Below are 17,297 nucleotides of genomic sequence, written 5' to 3' on the forward strand. Positions count from 1 at the left end.
CCAATCATAGGGCCCTCGCCCCGCCCCGTTGCGTCGCGGCCAGAAGGGTGGGGTTTTGTCGTTAACGCCGGGCGGGGCCCCCTACACCTATGGCGGCCCCGCCGTTTTGTCCTGTGCGCTCCGGCGTCCCCGTCAGTCCCGCAGCAGGTCCGGGACGCCGTTCGCGTCGGGCAGGTCCCGGCCGCCCGAGAGCACGGTCAGACGCTGCGTGGCACGGGTCAGGGCGACGTACAGCACGCGGAGCCCGGCGGGCGACTCGTCCGCGATCTCCGCGGGGGACACGACCAGCGTCGCGTCGTACTCCAGCCCCTTGGCCTCCAGGCTGCCGAGCGCCACCACGCGCTCGCCCAGCCCCGCCAGCCAGCGCCGGGCCTCCTCACGACGGCCCATGGCCACGACCACGCCCACCGTGCCCTCGACCTCGCCCAGCAGCCGCTCGGCCTCCGCGCGCACCGCCTCGCCCACGCGGCCGCCCGCCGCGACGGTGAACTGCGGCACCACGCCGGTGGAGCGCACCGCGCGCGGCGACTCGCTGCCCGGCATGGCGAGCGCGAGCACCTTGGCCGCGAGGTCGGCGATCTCCGCCGGGTTGCGGTAGTTCACCGTCAGCGTGAAGCGGCGCCGGGGGCGGGTGCCGAGGGCCTCGTCGCGGGCGAGCCCCGCCTCGTCCGGGTCCGTCCACGAGCTCTGCGCGGGGTCGCCCACCACCGTCCAGGTGGCGGCCCGGCCCCGGCGGCCCACCATGCGCCACTGCATCGGCGTCAGGTCCTGCGCCTCGTCCACGATGACGTGCGCGTACTCGGTGCGCTCCGCGTCCAGCCGCTCCTGGCGGGAACGGCGGCCGCCGGCCATCCGGTCGGCGAAGGTGGTGACCTCCTCCAGACCGGTGAGCTGGTCCAGCGGGTCCGCCTCGCGGGTGCGCACCTTCGGCGGCGGGCCGAGCAGTGCCTCCAGCTCGTCCAGCAGCGCCACGTCGTGCACCGACAGCGCGCCGTTGCCCGCGGGGTCCAGACGGCGCAGCGAACGGGCCACCCGGCGTACCTCCGGCGGGCTCAGCACGCGCCGCGCCCAGCGCCCGAGGCGCTTCTCGTCGGCGAGCGCGGCCAGCACCCCGCGCGGGGTCAGCACGGGCCACCAGGCCGCCAGGAAGTCCAGGAACTCCGGCTCGCTCGCCACGTCGTCGTCGAAGGCCTCCCGGGCGTCCGCGGCCATCTCCGGGTCGTCGTAGCGCCGGTCGGCCTGCCGCCACAGCGCGTCCAGCAGCAGACGGCGGGCGCGTGGCCGCAGCAGGTTGACCGGCGTCGTGCCGCCCAGCACCACGTGCCGGATCCCCGACAGCTCCTCGGCGTCCAGCTCCAGCCGGCGCCCGAACGCCACGACCCGCAGCCGGTCCGGGCAGCGCCCGTCCTCCAGCGCGCCCCGGGCCGCCCTGCGCAGCACCTTCAGCATCCGCAGCGAGCCCTTGATCCGGGCCACCGCCGGATCGTCGTACGTCGTCGCCTCCGCGCCGTCCACGAGCGAGCCGACGGCCCGGATGGCGACCTGCCCCTCCTCGCCCAGCGAGGGCAGCACGCCCTCGGTGTACGCCACCAGCAGCGGCGTCGGGCTGACCACCAGGATGCCGCCGGCGTAGCGCCGCCGGTCCTGGTAGAGCAGATACGCCGCGCGGTGCAGGGCGACCGCCGTCTTGCCGGTGCCGGGACCGCCGGTGACCTCGGTGACCGACGCGGCGGGGGCCCGGATGACGATGTCCTGCTCGGCCTGGATGCTGGCGACGATGTCGCGCATCGTGTGGCTGCGGGCCTGGCCCAGCGCCGCCATCAGCGCGCCGTCGCCGACCACGGGCAGCCCGGTCGCGAGCTCCGGGCGCAGCAGGTCGTCCTCGACGCCGAGCACCTTGCGGCCCTTGGAGCGGATGACGCGGCGGCGCACCACCCGGCCGGGGGCGACCGGGGTCGCCCGGTAGAACGGCGCCGCGGCCGGCGCGCGCCAGTCGATGACCAGCGGCGCGTAGTCGGCGTCGAGCACGCCGAGCCGGCCGATGTGCAGGGTCTCGGCGATCTCGGCCGTGTTGTCGGACCGCACGGCGTCCTCGGCCGGCTCGACCGAGGTGTAGGCGCCGTCGGGGCCCTTCTTGCCGTCCTTGCCGAGCAGCAGGTCGATCCTGCCGAAGAGGAAGTCCTCGAACTCCGCGTTCAGCCGGTTGAGGTGCAGACCCGCGCGGAAGACCTGCGCGTCGCGCTCCGCGAGCGCGCCCGGCGTACCGACCTGGCCGCGCTTGACCGCGTCGTCCATCAGGAACTCCGCCTCGTGGATCTTCTCCCCGAGCCGGTCGTACACCTGGTCCAGATGCGTCTGCTCGACCGCGATCTCCGTGTCCCGGACCGCTGCCACGCAGGACCCCCATTCTTTTTCTTTCCGTACGTCATGCGCCGTGCCCCGCGAACGGAGCAGCCTGCCACCGTACGCCAACCAGGGGTTTTCCGCCCAGTCAGACGCGTGTCGCGGTGGCGACGGCGCGCCTGCGGTGGCGGGCCACCCGCTCGCGGTTGCCGCAGGTCTCGCTGCTGCACCAGCGGCGACGGCGGCCGCGCGAGGTGTCCAGATAGACAAGCGTGCACCCGTCGCCCTCGCAACGTCGCAGCCGGCCGGCCGCGACGGGGTCGGTCAGCAGGTCCAGGGCGTCGCGCGCCACGGCGCCCAGCAGGCCGGCGCAGTCGGGCTCCCCGGCGAGCCCGCGGGTCAGCGTGCCGTCCGCCGCGCGCACGGCCCGCGGCGCGGGCGGCGAGGCCAGCGCGGCGTCGTTCAGCGCCTTCACGTCCCCTTCGCCGGCCGCACGCCCGGCCAGCCGCGCCTCCACCAGGCGCGCCACCACGGCCCCGAGTTCCACGAACCGCCGCGACCACGCCCCGTCCGCCGGGACCTCGGCGCCCCGCGGCACCAGCCCGGCGCCCCGCAGCCATTCCACCAGCCGCTCCGGGGACCCGGCTGCGGCGCCGGACCCGGTGCCGGGGCCGGGCACCGCGGCCGCCACGAGGTCGAGGCTCGTCCGTCCCGTGTCGAATCGCAGCTGCGTCCGCGTCGCGGTCGCTCCCATCTCCCTGCCACCTCCTCCGGTGGTCCTCCCCCGAGCCCCCGGCGCGAAACGGAACCCGCCCGCGCGGGGGCGTCCTGCGGAGCGGCGTGGCTCCGGCGCAGCAAAGGAACGTGCTTTCCCACGGGGCAGTTCGGCTCGTGCCCGCCACAGCGGCTCGCGGCACGTGGCGGACGCCTCTGCACCGGAATCCCAGGTAGCGGGGAACAAGCCGCCCCCTGCGGGGGACGCCGTGTGGCGTCCGAGCCGTTGCCAGGCGCGGCAGGTCACGCTGCGATGCGCGGGCGGGACGTCTGCCCCGCCCGCGTGTGGCCGGGGGACGGGCGGCCCGGCGCGCCGTGCGTGGGGTCAGGAGGGTGGAGGGGGGTCGAGGGCGAGGCGGTAACCGCGCTTGACGACGGTCTGGATGAGCTCGGGAGTGCCGAGGGCGGTACGGAGACGGGCCATCGCGGTCTCGACGGCGTGTTCGTCGCGCCCGGCGCCGGGAAGGGCGGCGAGGAGCTCCGGGCGTGAGACGACCCACCCGGGTCGGCGGGCGAGCGCCCGCAGGAGTGCCATGCCGGCCGGGGGGACGGCGCGAAGCGCGCCGTCCACGACGGCTGCGTGGCCCCGGATCTCCAAGCGGTGGCCCGCGACCCGCAACGGACTCGCACGGCCGGGCAGTTCACAGGCCAGCAACTGCACCAGCGGCCCGAGGCGGAAGCGTTCGGGGTGGAGGACGGGCACCGCGTGGGCCCGCAGCGGGCGGCCGGCCATCGGCCCGACGCACGCGGGGAGTACGTCCCGGCGGAGGGCGTCCAGGACCTCGGCGCGCATCCCGCGCCGGTCGGCGCGTTCGAGCAGGGAGGCCGCGGCCGGGGCGCTGGTGAAACTGACGGCGTCGAGCGCGCGGGCGACGACCGCGTCCAGCAGCCGGTCCAGGGGGGCGGTGTCCTCCGGCGGCATCCAGCGGTGCACGGGGACGCCGACGACCTCCGCGCCCGCCTGACGCAGCGCCTGGCCGAACCCGGGCAGCGGCTCGCCCCACGACTGGACGGCGACACGCCGGCCGGCCACGCCCGCGTCGAGGAGGCGGTCGAGGACCTCGGCCATGGAAGCGGTGCCCGGCGACCACACCGCGGTGAACCCGGCGACCCGGACGGCGTCGCGAACTCCTGGTCCGCGGGCCAGGAGTTCGGCCCGCTGCAGCCGCTCCCGCAGCGCTTCCCCGAGGCCCCAGCCGTCGGCGGCCTCCATCCAGTCGCGGAAGCCGGCCGCCGTGGTGGCGACGACGGCGTCGGCCCCCTCGTCGAGCAACCGCTTGGTGGCGAGGAGCAGTTCGGTGTCGTCCGCCGGCGGGACGATACGCAGCGCGGGGCCTCGCATCACCGTGGCGCCGCGGCCCTCCAAGAGCGCCGTCAACTCGTCGGCACACCGGGCGGCGGTCACGCCCACGGTGAAGCCCGCCAGTGGGGGCACGTCCGCGTCTCGCCGTCGCATGGCTCCCGCCTCGCTCCGCCCCGGGCGCACGTGCGCGCAGGCCCGGCACCGTCCCGGCCCGCCGGTCCGCGCATCGTGCCAAGCGCCCATGACGGCGCCGGTTCGCCGGCATTTCCCCGTTGTTACGCCGGCGCCCGCCCGAGCCGCTGCGCACCCCGGGCTGTGCCCCTCAGGCGGCGATCACCGCGCAGGCGGGCCGGCCGGGGTCATGAGACGCGCGTCGGGCGAGGGCAGCCAGGAGTGAGCGGGGCGGGTGAGCCATCCGCCGTCGGCGACGGAGAGTCGCCGCGCGGCGGCGCGGAGGGCGTCGAGGCCGGGGTGGCGGAGTCCGCGGCGCCAGACCATGGAGACGGGGGCGAGCGGGACGGGGTCGGTGAGCGGCCGCAGGACGAAGCCGGGCAGGTCGATGAACTCGGTGCTGGCCAGGACCGGCCAGCGGTGCTTGGTGACCAGCCGCACGAACTCGTCCTTGCCGTCGATCTCCGGGAACGGCGCGGCCAGGGCGATGCCACGGCCCTCGAAGAGCCGTTCCGCGAGGTCGGTCCACTCGGCGGTGTGCGGGTTGCCGGCGGCCGCGTAGAGCGCCTCGCCCGCGAGGGCCGCGAGCGGCACCTCGGGCAGGCCGGCGAGCCGGTGGTCGCCGGGGAGGAGCACGGCCATGAGCTCGTACCGGACGGGGGCGTGCTCCAGGCGGGCCAGCGTGGCCGGGGCGAGGCCCGCGACCCGGCCGAAGGAGACGTCCAGGCGCCCGGCGAGGATCTCCGCGGCGGCGCCGGTGAGGCCGCTGTGGAAGCGGGCGGTCAGTTCCAGGTCGGGGGCGGCGGCTCGGGCCTCGTCGAGGACGCGCGGCGCGGTGCCGACCGGGGCTCCGATGTCGACCAGGAGAGGGCGGCCGGCGGGAGCGAAGGCGGCGGCGAGTTCGTCGTGGGCGGCGAGCACGCGCCGGGCGTGCGGCAGCAGTCGTTCGCCGTCGGCGGTCAGCCGCACGCTGCGGGTCGTGCGCGCGAACAGTTCCGTGCCGAGCGCGACCTCCAGGCGCCGGATGTCGCGGCTGAGTGCCTGCTGGGCGACATAGAGGCGGGCTGCCGCCTGGGTGAAGTGCAGTTCCTCCGCGACGGCGGTGAAGGCCCGCAGCAGGCGGGGTTCGAGATCGTGCGGCATCCGCTCATTCAACATGCCACACACCGAAAGCACCGACAGCACTGACAGCACTGACAACGAAAGTGCGTCAATGGGCGCTGATCAGGTGTTGGACCCACGCACGGGCGCGCGGCGAGGGTGGCGGGGTGATCGACAGCCTCGCGCCCTACCGCCGGATCTTCGCGCCGCCCGGCGCCCTCGCCTTCACCGCCGGCAACCTCATGGCCCGCCTTCCCGCGGGCATGTTCGGGGTCAGCGCGGTCGTCATGATCTCGGCGGCCTACGGCTCGTACGCGCTGGCGGGGGCCGTCACCGCCACCGGCCTCGCCGCGACGGCCCTGGTGGGCCCGTGGACCGCCCGCATGATCGACCGGCACGGGCAGGCCAGGGTCGCCGTCCCGGCCGCGGCGCTCGCCGCGCTGGGATCGCTGGCCCTGGTGCTGTGCGTCCGTCTGCACGCGGCGCCCTGGACGCTGTTCGCCGCGTACGCCGCGACCGCGACGACCCCGAACACCGGCGGCATGTCCCGGGCCCGCTGGGCGCACCTGTACCGGCACGACGAGCGGGCCCGCCACGTCGCCCAGTCCTTCGAACAGGCGGCGGACGAGGTCTGCTTCATGCTGGGCCCGGTGCTGGCCGCCTTCCTGTGCACCGCGCTCTTCCCGGAGGCGGGCACGGTGACCGGGGCGGTGCTGCTGTTCTGCGGGATCGTGCTGTTCGCGGCGCAGCGCGGCACGGAGCCGCCGCCGGTGCCGCGCCCGGGGGCAGGGGCGAAGGGGCGGGCGGCGGTGCCGCCGGTGCTGTTCACGTTCCTGGCCACCGGGGCCGTCTTCGGCGCGATGGAGGTCACCACCGTCGCCTTCGCCGACGCGCAGGGGCACCGCGGGGCCGCGGGAGCCGTCCTGGCGCTGCAGGCGGCCGGCTCCTGCGCGGCGGGGCTGCTGTACGGGCTGCGGCCGCCTCGCGACCGTTTCGTGTCGAGCGTCGCCTCGATGGCCTGCCTGATGCTCCTCCCGCTGCTCGCGGCGCGGCTGGGCGGCCTGTGGCTGCTCGCCCCGGCGCTGCTGGTCGCGGGCATGGCCACCGCTCCCACCATGATCAACGGCATGGCCCGCATACAGAGGACGGTGCCGCCGGGACGCCTGAACGAGGGCATGGCGCTCGCCGTGACCGCCCTGCTGGGCGGCATCGCGGCCGGGTCCTTCGCCGCGGGCGCGGTCACGGACAGCCGGGGCCCGGCCGCCGCCTACGCCGTGCCGGCCGTGGCCGCGGCCGCCGCGGCACTGATCGCAGCGGTGACCCTGCGGCCGGCCCCGGCCCGGACCGGGGTCCCCGCGGACGGCGGCGCGCGGTGACGTCGTTCCCGGGTTCGTTCCGGGCCCGGGAAAGCCGAAAGGCGCCGCCCGCCGCGCAGTGCGCGGTCAGACGACGCCTCCCGAGGGATGTGGAGATGGCGGGAATCGAACCCGCGTCCTGTGGTGCGGAACCAGGGCTTCTCCGAGCGCAGTCCGCTGTGCTTTTCTCGGCCCCGGCAGTCACGCGGACAAGCCGCCGACGGGCCCAGCCACTGTTTGATTTCCCACCGAGTCCCGTGGCCGGACTCAGTGGTTTAGTTCCCTAGTTGATGCCAGGATCCGGGTCGGGAACAGCCCCGGGCTGACACTCCGCGGAGTCTTCGCTAGCTGCTAATTAGGCAGCGAGAGCGAAGGCGGAGGAATCGCGCTGAGAGTTGGCGATTGTTTTTTTCGGCATGTGGTTTACGAGATCATTGCCGCTTTCTCGGCTCGCTTCCCCTGCTTCGACATCCCCAGTCGAAACCGATCATCCCCATGTTGATTTTTCAAGCTGCACACCGGGCGTCACCGTCCGGTGGTGCTGTCGCCATCGTACGTGAACAACACGCACCGAGGCCAGCGCATTTCCGGCGGGGCCGGACAGCGTGCCGGACGGCGCCCCGGCCGGTGCGTTCAGCCCGTACGTCCAGGCGGCACGGCCAGGCGGCACGGCCAGGCGGCGCGGTCAGCCCTCGCGCTGACGCCTGCGCGCCGAGGAGATCGCCCGGTCGGCCTCACGGCGGTCCTGCTTCTCGCGCAGGGTCTGCCGCTTGTCGTACTCCTTCTTGCCGCGGGCGAGCGCGATCTCGACCTTGGCCCGGCCGTCCTTGAAGTACAGGGCGAGCGGCACGATGGTGTGCCCGGTCTCCTGGGACTTCTGGACGAGTTTGTCGATCTCCGCCCGGTGCAGCAGCATCTTGCGCTTGCGCCGCGCCGTGTGGTTCGTCCACGTCCCCTGCGTGTATTCGGGGATGTGCACGTTGTGCAGCCACGCCTCGCCGCCGTCGAGCTGTCCGAAGCCGTCGACCAGCGAGGCACGCCCCTGGCGCAGCGACTTCACCTCGGTGCCGGTCAGCACCAGGCCCGCCTCGTACGTGTCGAGGATGTGGTAGTCATGCCGCGCCTTCTTGTTCTGCGCGATCAGTTTGCGACCCGTTTCCTTTGCCATAGCGCGGCCATTCTCGCACTCCGGGGGCGCCCGGGGTACCGGATTCCGCGGCGGGCCGCCACGGTGTGCGAGGTCAGCGCGCCGAGGCGCCGAGGCCGTCCAGGATCCCCAGGGCCTCGGCACCGGCGTCGGTGCCGCCGGAGATCCTGAGGTCGGGCTCGACGCCGCGTCCGTCGACGCTGCGTCCGGCCGGCAGCCGGTAGTGGCCGACGGTGAGTTCGGCCACCGAGCCGTCCGGGAGGCGGCTGGGCATCTGGATGGAGCCCTTGCCGAAGGTGCGCGAGCCGATCACCACCGCCCGGCCCCGGTCCTGCAGGGCGCCGGCCAGAAGCTCCGCGGCGCTCATGGTGCCGCCGTCGACGAGCACGACGAGCGGCGTCTCGGTGTCGCCGCCGTCGGCGGCGTACAGCGCCTGCTGCCGTCCGTGGACGTCGTACGTGGCGACCAGGCCGCCGTCGAGGAAGGCGGAGGCGACCCCGACGGCCTCGGTCACCAGGCCGCCGGAGTTGCCGCGCAGGTCCAGGAGTATGCCCTCGCCCGCGGTGCGGGCGGCCAGCGCCCGGCGGACCTGCCCGGCCGCGCCCCTGGTGAAGGCGTCGACCTTGACGGCGGTGATGCGGTGGGGCAGGTGCCGTACCCGTACGGACTCGGTCGGCAGCAGGGCACGCAGGGGCGCGACCTCCCAGGAGCGGGCGCCGCGTTGCAGCCCGAGGGCGACGGCGGTACCCGCGTCGCCCACGCCGCGCAGCCGGGAGACGACCTCCGTGACGGGGCGGCCGGTGACATCGGCGCCGTCGATGGTGCGCAGCCCGTCGCCGGCGCGGATCCCGGCCCGGGCGGCGGGGCTGCCGGACTGCACGCGGTCGATCTCGATGCGGCCGTTCTCGACCCGGCGCACCCAGAGACCGACCCCCACATACCGGCCGTCCAGGGACTGCTGGAAGCCCTCGTACTCCTGCGCGGTGTAGAACGAGGACCAGCGGTCGCCGCTACGGCTGACCAGGGCCTCCGCGGCCTGCGGGCCGACCTTGCCGTCGGCGATGGCCTCGGCGATCTCGTCGGTGTCGGCGACCGCGCCCGCCGGGATGCGGGTGGAGCTCCGCGCCTGCCGGTCCCCGCCGAGGACGTCGCCGAAGGAACCGGTGGCCGCGCCGGTGGCCAGAACCGCGCCGAACACCAAGGTCAGGGCGGCCGCGCGGCCGACGCGGCGCGGCTTCCCGGACAGACAGTGGCTCAGCACGTCGGGCAGTCTAGGCGAGAAGCGGGCGCTGTACGGAAAGTTGGCCGTACGGCGCCCTTTGCGCGAATCAGACCTTGAGGTACTTGCGCAGCGCGATCAGGGCGGCCACCGCGGGCATCAGCATGCCCACCACGAGCACCAGCGGCAGCACCTGCGCGACCTCGCCCCAGCCGAGGAAGTTGATCAGCGGGACCTTGGTCTGCAGCGACAGGCCGTGGTCGATCAGGAAGTAGCGGCCCACGAGCAGCATCAGGCACGCCAGACCGCCACCGACCAGACCGGCGAAGGCGGCCTCCATGATGAACGGCATCTGGATGTAGAAGCTGGACGCGCCGACCAGGCGCATGATCCCGGTCTCGCGGCGCCGGCTGAACGCCGATACGCGCACGGTGTTGACGATCAGCATCATCGCCACCGCGAGCATGAACGCGAGCACCACCAGAGCGGCCAGTGTCATGCCGTTGAGGAGCCCGAAGAGGTTGTCCAGCAGGGCCTTCTGGTCCTGCACCTCCTGGACGCCCGGGCGGCCCTGGAAGGCGCTGGCGACCACCTGGAACTTGGTCGGGTCCTTGAGCTTGACCCGGAACGACTCCTGCATCTGATCCGGCGTCAGCGAATCGGCCAGCGGGGAGTCGGAGAACTGCTCCTTGTAGTGCTTGTACGCGTCCTCCGCGCTCTCGTGGAAGTACTTCTCCACGAGCGGCAGCGCCTTGAGCTGCTTCTCGATGTCCTGCTTCTGCTCCTCGGTGACGGCGCCCTTGGTGCAGTTGGGGTCGGTCTTGGCGTCGTTCTTGTTGCAGAGGAAGATCGACACCTGGACCTTGTCGTACCAGTAGCCCTTCATCGAGTCGACCTGCTCGCGGGCGAGCCACGAGCCGCCGGCGAGCGCGAGGGAGAGGGCGACGGAGACGATGACCGCGAAGGTCATGGTCAGGTTCCGGCGGAGGCCGACGCCGATCTCCGAGAGCACGAACTGGGCGCGCATGATGTCCTTTCAGCGGGCTTGCGATGTCCAGGGCCGGTGATCAGTGCTGATAGCCGTAGACGCCGCGCGACTGGTCGCGCACCAGCCGCCCCTTCTCGAGCTCGATGACGCGCTTGCGCATCTGGTCGACGATGTTCTGGTCGTGGGTGGCCATGACCACCGTGGTCCCGGTGCGGTTGATGCGGTCCAGAAGGCGCATGATGCCGACCGAGGTCTGCGGGTCGAGGTTTCCGGTCGGCTCGTCCGCGATGAGGAGCATCGGGCGGTTGACGAACGCGCGGGCGATCGCGACGCGCTGCTGCTCACCACCGGAGAGCTCGCCCGGCATGCGGTCCTCCTTGCCGCCGAGGCCGACCAGGTCGAGCACCTCGGGGACCGTCTTGCGGATCGTGCCGCGCGGCTTGCCGATCACCTCGAGAGCGAACGCCACGTTCTCCGCGACCGTCTTGTTGGGCAGCAGCCGGAAGTCCTGGAAGACGGTGCCGAGCTGGCGGCGCATGTGCGGCACCTTCCAGTTCGACAGCCGCGCCAGGTCCTTGCCGAGGACGTGCACCGTGCCGGTGTCCGTACGCTCCTCGCGCAGGAGGAGCCGCAGGAAGGTGGATTTCCCGGAGCCCGAGGAGCCCACCAGGAAGACGAACTCGCCCTTCTCGATTTCCAGCGAAACGTCCCGAAGTGCAGGACGGTTCTGCTTGGGGTAGGTCTTGGAGACGTTGTCGAATCGGATCACGGTCGCACTCCGGATACAGGGGATCGGAGGCGACCTTACGCGAACGCCGAGGGGCCGCGCAGTTCGCGGTCCGGGTTGGTGCGTTTATTCACCGGCCAAAGCAGGCAAAGCGGGCATTGGCCACGCGGGTCACTCTTCGGAGTCGCAGGAATCGCGTGGGGCGCGCCTGGAGCCCCGGAAACTGGCACAGTGGTGGGGGGACTCGGGAACGGACCGTCCCCGACGCGCGTTGTTCATGGAGCGGCCGTGGGGCCGCAATGGGAGGAGGCGACCGCATGACAGTCGACCGACTGGTGTGCGCCAACTGCGCCGGCCCTGTCAGCGAGGGCCGCTGTGCGGTCTGCCGCGCCCATCGTGCACGCCTGCAGCAGGAGAACCCCTTCGCCGCCATCACGCCGGCGACCCTGATCGCCCTGCTCGTGGCGCTGCTCGCCGTGGCCTGGGTGGTTCACGAGGCCACCGCGTAGCGGCACCGCTCGCAGCACGAGGGGCCCGGGGAGTCGTTGACGCCCCGGGCCCCTCGCCTTACGTAACCGCGTGATTACGCGATGGTGTTGCGGCCGCCGCCGACCAGGCGCGGCATCAGGCGGAAGCCGATACCGCCCGCGATCATGGTGGCGGCGCCGATCAGCAGGAAGACGGTCTCGCCGGCACCGGTCTCGGCCAGCTCCTCCTTGGTGTCACCCTGGGTGACGACCTCGCTGCTGCCCGCGTTGTCGGTGTTGGTGTTGTCCGCGCAGCTCACGCTGTCACCGTCGAGGGTGCAGGTGGTGCCGCCGTCCGAACCGCCGGTGCTGGTGCCGCCGTCGGTCGAACCGCCGGTACTGGTGCCGCCGGTGCTGGTGCCACCGTTGCCGTTGCCACCGTTGCCGTTACCGCCGTTGCCGTTACCGCCGTTGCCGTTACCGCCGTTGCCGTTACCGCCGTTGCCGTTACCGCCGTTGCCGTTACCGCCGTTTGCGGTCCCCTCGGACGTCCCCTCGGACGTGCCTTCGGACGTGCCTTCGGACGTGCCCTCAGAGGTGCCCTCGGACGTGCCCTCAGAGGTGCCCTCGGACGTCCCCTCGGACGTGCCCTCAGACGTGCCCTCAGAGGTGCCCTCAGACGTCCCCTCAGAGGTGCCCTCGGACGTCCCCTCGGACGTGCCCTCGGACGTCCCCTCGGACGTGCCCTCGGACGTCCCCTCAGAGGTGCCCTCGGACGTGCCCTCGGACGTCCCCTCGGTCACACCGACCGTGGTGCCCTCGGTGGTCCCCTCAGTGACACCGACCGTGGCGCCTTCGGTGGTCCCCTCAGTGACACCGGCCGTGGTGCCCTCGGTGTCCTGGCCGCTGAGGTTGACCTCGGCGGAGACACCGTCACTGCCGATCCCGATGCCGAGACCGACGGCCTGTGCGGCACCCGCGGCGGTCAGCGAGGCGCCGGCCGCTATCACGGCGGCGGCGGCTATGCGCGCCACCCGCAGCCGCGTGTTCTTTTTGCTCATCTGGCAACTACCCCCAGTAGCTTCTCGTCAATGGAGCAGCGTGCACAGGGGAGCATCTACGGGGCGCACTCGAGATCCGGACCATGGAACCGGTCCGCGCTCGCCCCCGTTCGCTCACGCCCCAGCAATACGCATACCGCGCAACACCATTCCCACAATGCACAGCCTCGTCAAGGCCACTCCAGGCGCAATGCCTGGATTGGCGCGCTATGACGGCCGATTACTTATCCTGCTGTGACCTGAAACGCACAACTGCCGCCCAGTGGACGGCAGTTGTGAGGGTTCGGAGAAGATGTGAACGGCTGGTGAGCGTCAGACGGACGCGGCCTGCTCCTGCTGCTTCCGCCAGCGGATGCCCGCCTCCAGGAAGCCGTCGATGTCACCGTCGAGGACGCCCTGGGGGTTGCCGACCTCGAAGTCGGTACGCAGGTCCTTGACCATCTGGTACGGATGCAGCACGTAGGAACGCATCTGGTTGCCCCACGAGTTGCCGCCGTCGCCCTTGAGGGCGTCCATCTTGGCCTGCTCCTCCTGGCGGCGCCGCTCCAGCAGCTTGGCCTGCAGCACGTTCATGGCGCTGGCCTTGTTCTGGATCTGGGAGCGCTCGTTCTGGCAGGAGACCACGATGCCGGTGGGCAGGTGGGTGATCCGGACCGCGGAGTCGGTCGTGTTGACGCCCTGGCCGCCGGGGCCGGAGGCGCGGTACACGTCGATGCGGAGCTCCGTCTCGTCGATCTCGACGTGGTCGCTCTGCTCCACGACCGGCAGTACCTCGACGCCCGCGAAGGAGGTCTGGCGGCGGCCCTGGTTGTCGAACGGGGAGATGCGCACCAGGCGGTGTGTGCCCTGCTCGACGGAGAGCGTGCCGTAGGCGTACGGCGCCTTCACGACGAAGGTCGTGGACTTGATACCGGCCTCTTCCGCGAACGAGGTCTCGTAGATCTCGGTCGAGTAGCCGTGCCGCTCGGACCAGCGCAGGTACATGCGCTGGAGCTGCTCGGCGAAGTCGGCGGCGTCGACGCCGCCCGCCTCGGCGCGGATGTTGACCAGCGCCTCACGCGCGTCGTACTCGCCGGACAGAAGGGTGCGGACCTCCATCTCGTCCAGCGCCTTGCGGACCGACTCCAGCTCGCTCTCGGCCTCGGCGCGGGTGTCCGCGTCGTCCTCGGCCTCGGCGAGCTCGAAGAGCACCCCGAGGTCGTCGATACGGCCGCGCAGCGCCTCGACCTTGCGGAGCTCGGCCTGCAGGTGCGACAGCTTGCTGGTGATCTTCTGGGCCGCCTCGGGGTCGTCCCACAGCGACGGCGCCGCCGCCTGCTCCTCGAGCACGGCGATGTCGGCCCTCAGTTTGTCGAGGTCCAGAACGGCCTCGATCGACCCCATGGTCGAGGAGAGGGACTTGAGCTCTTCGGATACATCCAGGACTGCCACGTCCCCCAGCGTACCGGGTGGGCGGCGAAGCATCGGCGGCCCCGCGTCCGCACCCCCGCTCCCGCGCCCGGGGGCACGGTGCGGGAGCGGTCGCCCGGCGCTTCAGAGCAGGGGCGGCGCCGGATCCGCGGCGGCGGACTCCGCCGCCCGCTGCAAGGCGCTGGCCAGAAGGGCGAGGTCGGTGGGGCCGTTGCCGAGCTCACGGACCGGGCGGCGGGTGGGCGGGTCGCCCATGCGGTCCCATTCGAGGGGGACGACGGTCGGGCGCAGCGTCGCCGTCCGCGGGATACGGCCGCTGACACGGCCGGCCTGGAAGGCGGTGACGGCTCCGTCGGGGCGGCGCAGATAGCCGCGGCCGGGGAGCGTGTCGTCCAGGGCGGCCGGTTCCTCGACGGCCACCAGCAGGGCGGCGGACTCCGGCTCCTCCGTGCGCAGCGCGATGCGCAGCCGTGCGGCGTCGTCCGCCTCCGTCCCGGCCGTGCGCTCGGGACGGCCGGTGGCGGCGACCAGGTGCACGCCGAGGCGCTCGCCGTCGCGGGCCACGCTCTCCAGGGCCCGGACGACGGAGCCGGCGGCGGGCCGGCCGGGACTGCCCAGGGCGGGCGCGACGAGCGCGTCGAAGTCGTCGACCACGACGACGAGCCGGGGCAGCGGTTCGGCGGTGCGGGTGTGGACGCGGACCACGCCCTGGGACTGCGCCTCCCCCGCGGCGGCCGGCGCGCGGCCGGGGTCGGCCTGGCGCGGCACCGCCGGCACGCGGTGGCGGTCGTGCCACTGCCTGAAGTCCAGCCCGTCCAGCAGCTCTTCGCGCCGCTTCAGCTCCGCGGTCAGGGCCTGTGCGAACTCGCGCATCCGCACCGGGTCGGAGGCGCACAGATACGTGGACACATGGGGCAGGTCGGTGCAGACGCGCAGTCCCTCGCCGCGCTCCGTGCCGGCGCCGTCGACCAGGACGAGGGCCAGCCGGTCCGGGCGCTCGGCCGCGGCCAGAGCGGCGGCGACGGAACGCAGCAGCTCGGTCTTGCCCGAGCCGGGCGCGCCGCCGACCAGCAGATGGGGGCCTTCGACGACCAGGTCGACCAGGACCCGGCCGCCGGGTCCCGCGCCGAGTACCGCCGCTGCGGCGCCGCCGGAGGGGGCGGGTTCGGCCCAGCGGGCGGCGATCTTGGCCGGGGTGGCGAGGGCGAGGTCCAGCTCGTCCAGGAGGCGGGCGGTACGGGGCAGCGCGGAGCGGGTGACGCGGGGCGCGGCGGCGTCGCCCTCGCGCAGCGGCGCCATGGCCCGGGCGAACCGCTCGGCCCACGCGGTGGAGACCGCCTCGACCGTCATCCGCTCCGGGCCGTGCGGTTCGATGCGCAAGGTGGTGGCCACGTCGCCCTCGAGGACGGCGACGGCGCCGCACTGGGCGGCCAGCCGTTCCGCGCTCTCGGCCAGGCACAGCACATGGACGCCGACGGACGGCCCGGTGGCGGCGATCCGGTCGACCGCCTCGCCCAGATAGGCCGAGCCGGGGTCGCCGTCCACGACCAGCAGGGTGTGCGGTCCCTCGCGCTCGGCGGCGGCCTTGGCGACCGCCTCGGCGGTCGCCGTCGCCCAGCCGGTGCCGAGCGGGCCCTCCTCGATGCGCCGGACCAGCTCGGCGACGCGGGCCTCGGCCTGCTCGCGGTCGGTGGCGGTGAGCAGGCGGCAGTCCTGGCCGTGGGCGGGCCGCAGATGCGGCAGCCAGTGGAGCCAGGCCCACTCCTCCGCGCGCTGTTCCGCGGGGCGGGAGCGGTCGGCGCTCAGCAGGGCGACCTCCAGCGCGCCAGGCGCGTGCAGCGCGCACAGCTGGGCGATCACGGCCCGGGCGAGCCCGGTGAGCCGGGGGCGGGGGCCGGCGAGGCCGAGCACCTGGGTGTGCGGGTCGCGCAGGTCGATGGTGAAGGGGACGGCGGGCAGCGTGCGGTAGCCGTCCTCGGCAGGGAGTTCGGCGGTGCCCAGGCGGACCGTCAGCGTGTCCGGGTGGCCGGGGGCGCGCTCCCACAACCGCGGGCCCGGCCCGAGGGCGGTCAGCAGCACGGCCGCGGGGTCCGGCCAGCGGTCGCGCAGCCCGGCGGCGTCGGTGAGGTCATGGCCGGAGCCGATGGCTCCGTCCGGCCCCGTGCCGTCGGGGACGCCGCGCCCGGCGGCCAGCCGCCGGGCCCAGCTTCCTATGGCCCCGGCCATCCGGCTCCCGGCCTCGGCGGCCCGCCCGGCGGTCCTGCGGCCCTGCGGCGGCACGACCGCCCGCGCCTGCTCGGACAGACCGCGCTGCGGGGTGTCCCGGCGGCCTCCCCCTTCGGCGACGGGAGCCACAGGGGATGCCGCGGGTGCCGGTGAGTCCTCGGCAACGGCGGGCGCGGATGCCGGACGGGCATCGGGCGCGGCCTCGCCGGCGGCGGTCGCGGACCGCGCGGGGCGCCAGCCGGCGACGCCCTCGCCGTCGGGCCAGGAGGCCGGCGGCAGGGTGACGTGCAGATGGCCCTCGGTGTCGGGGATGGCGGGGATGGACGCCGGAGGGGGCGGGACCGTGGACCCGGGCGGGGTGGCTTCCAGCTGGAGGACGGACTCCCCGATGCGCAGCAGGGCCCCGGGGGCGAGAGGGACGCCGCGGGGTCCGACCGGCTGCCCGTCGAGCGTCGTGCCGTTGGTGGAGCCGAGGTCGTGGACGGTGACGCGGCCCCCGGCGTCCACGGTGATGGCGCAGTGCAGCCGGGAGACGTCGGGGTCGTCCAGGGGGACGTCCGCGTCGGCGGACCGCCCGACCCGGATCTGCCCGCCCTGCAGCAGGTGGACCCCGCCGGCGTCGGGACCGCTTATGACGTGGAGCCGGGCGGCGGCGGAGGGGCGCTCCTCGTGGTGGCCGTCGGCGGGGGCGTGCAGGGAGAGCACGGCGCCGTCGAGCAGCGGCGGCACTCCGAGCACGGCGGTGGCCGGATCCAGCCGCTCGGCTCCCGCGTAGAGCGGCGGCAGGGACCTCAGGGAGGCAGTGGACCGCGCGGGCTGCCCGGAGCTGCCCGTGCCGGAGGTCAGGGCACCCGCCACGGCCCCCAGCAGGGTGCCCGCGGGCGCGGTGACGAGCACGTCGGAGGAGCGCGCCCCCCGGCCGCCGCGCGGCCCGAGAACGGTCAGCCGGATCTGCATCTCCGTCCACGGTCCCTTCTGCCCGGTCCGACGGGGGGAAGGGGCCTC

13 protein-coding genes and 1 other RNA gene are annotated in these 17,297 nt (G+C 73.9%); 2 read left to right on the plus strand and 12 right to left on the minus strand.

The window, feature by feature from the left end; all coding sequences use genetic code 11:
* Nucleotides 1-132 precede the first annotated feature (132 nt).
* From ACFWVC_RS29315 to ACFWVC_RS29330, 4 genes are all read right to left on the minus strand, one after another.
* Nucleotides 133-2,394, minus strand: a complete 2,262-nt coding sequence (locus ACFWVC_RS29315) for a HelD family protein (RefSeq protein WP_384293514.1) — start codon at nucleotides 2,392-2,394, stop codon at nucleotides 133-135.
* 97 nt (nucleotides 2,395-2,491) lie between these two features.
* Nucleotides 2,492-3,097 carry a CGNR zinc finger domain-containing protein gene (locus tag ACFWVC_RS29320; protein ID WP_384293519.1) on the minus strand — a complete coding sequence of 202 codons (606 nt, stop codon included), beginning with the start codon at nucleotides 3,095-3,097 and terminating at the stop codon, nucleotides 2,492-2,494.
* A 345-nt stretch (nucleotides 3,098-3,442) separates the two neighbouring features.
* Nucleotides 3,443-4,573 carry a uroporphyrinogen-III synthase gene (locus ACFWVC_RS29325; protein WP_384293523.1) on the minus strand — a complete coding sequence of 377 codons (1,131 nt, stop codon included), beginning with the start codon at nucleotides 4,571-4,573 and terminating at the stop codon, nucleotides 3,443-3,445.
* A gap of 180 nt (nucleotides 4,574-4,753) precedes the next feature.
* A complete protein-coding gene (locus ACFWVC_RS29330; protein WP_384293529.1) occupies nucleotides 4,754-5,734 on the minus strand; it encodes a LysR family transcriptional regulator in 981 nt (326 codons plus the stop codon).
* 125 nt (nucleotides 5,735-5,859) lie between these two features.
* Here ACFWVC_RS29330 and ACFWVC_RS29335 point away from each other — a divergent pair, with 125 nt between their 5' ends.
* The gene (locus ACFWVC_RS29335; protein ID WP_384293534.1) at nucleotides 5,860-7,068 is read left to right on the plus strand and encodes an MFS transporter; all 1,209 of its coding nucleotides are present in this window, start codon (nucleotides 5,860-5,862) and stop codon (nucleotides 7,066-7,068) included.
* A gap of 87 nt (nucleotides 7,069-7,155) precedes the next feature.
* On the opposite strand, the gene ssrA is transcribed toward ACFWVC_RS29335, so the two are convergent.
* The 5 genes from ssrA to ftsE form a co-directional block, all read right to left on the minus strand.
* Nucleotides 7,156-7,542: a transfer-messenger RNA gene (gene ssrA, locus ACFWVC_RS29340) on the minus strand.
* Nucleotides 7,543-7,732: 190 nt separating this feature from the next.
* Entirely contained in the window at nucleotides 7,733-8,215 is a 483-nt protein-coding gene (gene smpB, locus ACFWVC_RS29345; RefSeq protein WP_319664528.1) for an SsrA-binding protein SmpB, read from the minus strand.
* Between the two features lie 73 nt (nucleotides 8,216-8,288).
* Complete coding sequence (locus ACFWVC_RS29350) at nucleotides 8,289-9,455, minus strand: S41 family peptidase (protein ID WP_384293538.1); 1,167 nt, start codon at nucleotides 9,453-9,455, stop codon at nucleotides 8,289-8,291.
* Nucleotides 9,456-9,522: 67 nt separating this feature from the next.
* Nucleotides 9,523-10,440, minus strand: a complete 918-nt coding sequence (ftsX, locus tag ACFWVC_RS29355) for a permease-like cell division protein FtsX (protein WP_360915323.1) — start codon at nucleotides 10,438-10,440, stop codon at nucleotides 9,523-9,525.
* Nucleotides 10,441-10,480: 40 nt separating this feature from the next.
* On the minus strand, nucleotides 10,481-11,170 hold the full coding sequence (gene ftsE, locus ACFWVC_RS29360; protein ID WP_319664533.1) for a cell division ATP-binding protein FtsE: 690 nt from the start codon (nucleotides 11,168-11,170) through the stop codon (nucleotides 10,481-10,483).
* A gap of 275 nt (nucleotides 11,171-11,445) precedes the next feature.
* Here ftsE and ACFWVC_RS29365 point away from each other — a divergent pair, with 275 nt between their 5' ends.
* Entirely contained in the window at nucleotides 11,446-11,637 is a 192-nt protein-coding gene (locus tag ACFWVC_RS29365; RefSeq protein WP_360915328.1) for a hypothetical protein, read from the plus strand.
* A gap of 74 nt (nucleotides 11,638-11,711) precedes the next feature.
* Here the strand turns inward: ACFWVC_RS29365 and ACFWVC_RS29370 are convergent, their stop codons facing one another.
* The 3 genes from ACFWVC_RS29370 to ACFWVC_RS29380 form a co-directional block, all read right to left on the minus strand.
* Complete coding sequence (locus ACFWVC_RS29370; protein WP_384293550.1) at nucleotides 11,712-12,656, minus strand: hypothetical protein; 945 nt, start codon at nucleotides 12,654-12,656, stop codon at nucleotides 11,712-11,714.
* Between the two features lie 312 nt (nucleotides 12,657-12,968).
* Nucleotides 12,969-14,087 carry a peptide chain release factor 2 gene (gene prfB / locus ACFWVC_RS29375; RefSeq protein ID WP_384293555.1) on the minus strand — a complete coding sequence of 373 codons (1,119 nt, stop codon included), beginning with the start codon at nucleotides 14,085-14,087 and terminating at the stop codon, nucleotides 12,969-12,971.
* Nucleotides 14,088-14,189: 102 nt separating this feature from the next.
* Complete coding sequence (locus ACFWVC_RS29380; RefSeq protein ID WP_384293561.1) at nucleotides 14,190-17,249, minus strand: FtsK/SpoIIIE domain-containing protein; 3,060 nt, start codon at nucleotides 17,247-17,249, stop codon at nucleotides 14,190-14,192.
* Nucleotides 17,250-17,297: the final 48 nt, after the last annotated feature.

Source organism: Streptomyces sp. NPDC058691, assembly GCF_042714775.1.
GTDB lineage: Bacteria > Actinomycetota > Actinomycetes > Streptomycetales > Streptomycetaceae > Actinacidiphila.